The following is a 3,774-nucleotide window of genomic DNA, read 5'->3' on the forward strand; positions in this document are numbered from 1 at the left end:
CCTCTAAAACGGTTTATCACAAAGCCTTTTACGCGCGCTTGCTCGGATTCGCTTAGCAGCGCTAATGTGCCCACTAAATGCGCGAACACACCGCCTTTGTCTATATCGGCAATAATAATAACAGGGCAATCTACCGCTTCTGCGTAACCCATATTGGCAATGTCGTTTTCGCGCAGGTTTATTTCTGCGGGGCTGCCTGCGCCCTCAACCAATAATAAATCAAACTGTTTAGCTAAGCGTTTATGCGAGGCAAGCACGGCATCCATCGCAACCTGTTTATAATTATGATATGGCCCTGCCTCCATATTATTAATGGCCTTACCATGAACAATGACTTGTGCACCTGTATCACTATTTGGTTTGAGCAGTATCGGGTTAAAGTCAATTTGAGGCTCTACATTTGCAGCAATTGCTTGTAAGGCTTGCGCGCGACCGATTTCCCCACCCTCTTTTGTAACTGCACTATTGAGAGCCATATTTTGTGGTTTAAAAGGGGCTACTTTTACACCACGCTTTGCAAATACTCTGCAAAGCGCTGCGACTAAAGTGCTTTTTCCGGCATCTGACGTCGTGCCTTGAATCATTAAGGTTTTCATCGGTTTTATGCCTTTGTTTTTCTAAAAAAGAGTAAACTTAAAAAGAATAGGCTACCTATAGCAGCGGTAATTACACCAACGGGGAGCTCTTGGTTTTTAAGTAATGTGCGCGAAAGTACATCAACCCACACCATAAATGTCCCCCCTACTATACTGGTTATGAGTAAGCCCGTAGTACTCCCCTGTGATATGAAAAAGCGCACTATGTGTGGCACCATCAACCCTACAAAACCAATCCCGCCACACAAGGCCACCAGCACGGCGGTTATTAAGGAACTCAATACCAGCATTAAAATTCTAAAGCGGTGTACACGCACGCCAAGTGATATCGCGCTCTCATCGCCAAGTAGCATTGCATTTAGCTGCCTTTTAAAGCTAAGCATAAAACCTATACACACAATAATAACCACACAGGGCAGCCACAACGTGGTCCATTGCGCTCGAGCAAAACTGCCTAGCGTCCAAAATAAAATCCCTGCCACCGCTTGTGGGTCGCTCCAATACAGCAATAAACTTGTGAATGCGCTAAATAAAAACGACAGTGCGACTCCTGCTAACAGCATTGACTCTACTTGAGCATTATATTGCCTACCAGCAATAAGTATTAACAAAGCCATTGCTAAAAAGCTCCCTAATAAAGCCGCAACTGAAAGCATAACCCCAGCATTTATACCTACTACAGCCATAAGCAGCACCACCCCAAAAGAGGCGCCTGAGGATATACCAAATAAATAAGGATCGGCGAGCGGGTTTCGGGTTATTGTTTGCAAAATAAGCCCTGCGATAGCCAAGCCTGCGCCCGCCATAAAAGCAAGTAAAGTGCGCGGTAGCCTAAGCTCAAAAATAATACGTGAGTTAACTGACCCCTCACCTGCAGATAAAACACTCATTAATACATCAGTTAATGATGTTTCGGCTGCACCAAAACTTAATGCGATAAAAAGGCTACCAAGGGTTATTAGTAAAACAGTTGTAAGTGCACCCCATGAGGTTATTTTTGCTCTATCCATTATATTAATAGCCATAAAAGTAAGTAATATGAGGAATAGTCTGGCCATTTTCCGTGCATTGAGGGTGACTTGATACACGCGCACAAACTCCAAAAACTTTTGCAAGCATATCCTCATTAAGCACCTGTGCAGGCGAGCCTGTATGGGTTATTTTTCCTTTATCAATAACGATTAAATCATCGCACATAGCGGCCGCTAAATTTAAATCATGAAATGAGGCAAACACAGTAACCCCTAGCGATTTTGCCAGTTCCATAACTTGTATTTGGTATTTAACATCTAAATGGCTAGTTGGCTCATCCATAATCAGCAATTGCGGTTGCTGCACTATAGCGCGGGCAATCAATGCACGTTGCTTTTCGCCACCTGAAAGCGATTCAAACCTTTGCTTATAGTGTTGCTCAAGTCCTACGGTTTTTATAGCCTGTGCTATTTTTTGCTTATCGTTTTCGGTGGTGGCGCTAAAAAGGGGTTTATGAGGGGTAAGCCCAAGCGCAACCACATCAAATACACTTAGGTTAAATTGCGCAGGCGTTTCTTGTAGAACGACAGCAACATATTTTGCGTAGTCCTCACTCTTAATTTGCCAGATATCTTGTTGATTAAAGGTAATGTTACCAGCGGTAGGTTTATTAAAGCGATACAAACAGCGCAACAGGCTCGACTTACCCGCTCCATTAGGGCCAATTAAGCCAATAAATTTACCCTTAGCTATGCTTAAATTAATATTATTTAAAATAGCGCGGTTATCGACTTGCCACGACACATTTTGAACCTGCAATAGGGGTATATTTGGCGCTGATGTAGTTTGCAAAAGTGAGTCCTTTTAAGCAGGCACTCACTAGCAACACAGTTAAAAAAGATGTGCTTAATAAAAATGAGTTTACCCGCTCGTTAAAATATTTTAATCACTTGTATCTGACTTAAAGCATTAGGCTAATTACAGTTACGGGAATAGCTGAGGAGTTTCACCCCATTCCAAATGAGGCTCTATTATGGGTGGGTAAGTAAATAATTTAAAGCAAAAAAACCGCGCTCATTAGGGCGCGGTTCAAAAAGGGAGTGTTTAAGCTATGCTTAAAACTTGTATTCCATACCTAAACCTACGTAGTCTTGGTCAATATTGTTATCCATATCGAAGCTTGAGTAAAAACCAAATACTTTAATGTTTTTATTTAATTTATGATCAACACCTACAGAAACTGCCGTTTTGTCATCGCTGTCGTCAAAATCCATTGCTTGGTATTGCACTTTAAATGTGTTTTTACCCATGCTGTAAGCGGCGTTTAATAAATAGCCGTCTGCTTCTGCGCTACCGTCTACTTTTTCTTGAGTTTGGTACATAGCGCCTAATTTAAAGCTCTCTACTTTACCTTGAATAGATGCACGTACTACATCGTAACCGTTTACTTCGCTATCAGCTGCAACCGATGCATAAACCGCACTTTTTTTAAGTTTAGAGTCACCGTAAGTAACCGCCATTGAATAGCCATTACCTGCATCTACATCATCTTCGGCAATAAAAGTAGCAAGTACTTTAAAGCCTTCGTAACTATTAGATGTATACGTAATTGAATCACCTAAGCGGTTTTCACCTTTAAAAACGTTTTTAATATCGCCTTCAAGGTCATTAAATAAATCTATCTTGCCTTGTGATTGCTTAAGCGCTGTATCATTGCGACCTACAACAACCTGACCATAAGCGCCTTTCAAACCTACATACTGGTTACGTGCTGAGATGTTATCGTCGTTATCACCTTTAGAGTCAGCATCAGATACATCAACTTGAAACTCAAACTTGTAAACTGCTTCTAATCCATCAGAGATCTTTTCAGATCCTTTTAAACCAAAGCGCGATGCATTGCTCTTAATTTCAGTGAAAGACCCTTCGCCGTCGTCAGACGATTGCACAGTAACATTCGCTTTACCGTATACATCAACATCTGCAAACGCACTGAAAGACAAGCCACTTACTAAAGCAACACATAAGCTCGATTTTACAAAATTCATGTTATTTCCTCGATAATCACAAGACTAATTTTTAAAACAGCTGCAGTTTGTCATTGTAAAATGACAGATATATTACAAAGGAAACATTTTTGTCTTTTTATTTTAATAAAAGTGTCTAATATTTGAAAACAAAGCGACATGAATATTTAATAAACAAA

At 40.8% G+C, this 3,774-nt stretch carries 4 protein-coding genes and 1 riboswitch; all 4 genes read right to left on the reverse strand.

Annotated features, from left to right (window positions below):
- Nucleotides 1-596, reverse strand: a 596-nt coding sequence (locus AABI99_RS17635; RefSeq protein ID WP_338367428.1) for a cobyric acid synthase, incomplete at its 3' end; no start/stop codon positions are given.
- A gap of 5 nt (nt 597-601) precedes the next feature.
- Nucleotides 602-1,606 (reverse strand): iron ABC transporter permease, encoded by a 1,005-nt coding sequence (locus tag AABI99_RS17640; protein WP_338367431.1) that lies wholly within the window; start codon nt 1,604-1,606, stop codon nt 602-604.
- 4 nt (nt 1,607-1,610) lie between these two features.
- Nucleotides 1,611-2,420: an ABC transporter ATP-binding protein gene (locus tag AABI99_RS17645; RefSeq protein WP_338367429.1), complete on the reverse strand. Its 810-nt coding sequence runs from the start codon at nt 2,418-2,420 to the stop codon at nt 1,611-1,613.
- Between the two features lie 77 nt (nt 2,421-2,497).
- A riboswitch (cobalamin riboswitch) is annotated at nt 2,498-2,638 on the reverse strand.
- A gap of 45 nt (nt 2,639-2,683) precedes the next feature.
- Nucleotides 2,684-3,616 carry a porin gene (locus AABI99_RS17650; RefSeq protein ID WP_338367430.1) on the reverse strand — a complete coding sequence of 311 codons (933 nt, stop codon included), beginning with the start codon at nt 3,614-3,616 and terminating at the stop codon, nt 2,684-2,686.
- Between the last annotated feature and the right edge of the window lie 158 nt (nt 3,617-3,774).

The organism is uncultured Pseudoalteromonas sp., assembly GCF_963922945.1.
GTDB lineage: Bacteria > Pseudomonadota > Gammaproteobacteria > Enterobacterales > Alteromonadaceae > Pseudoalteromonas.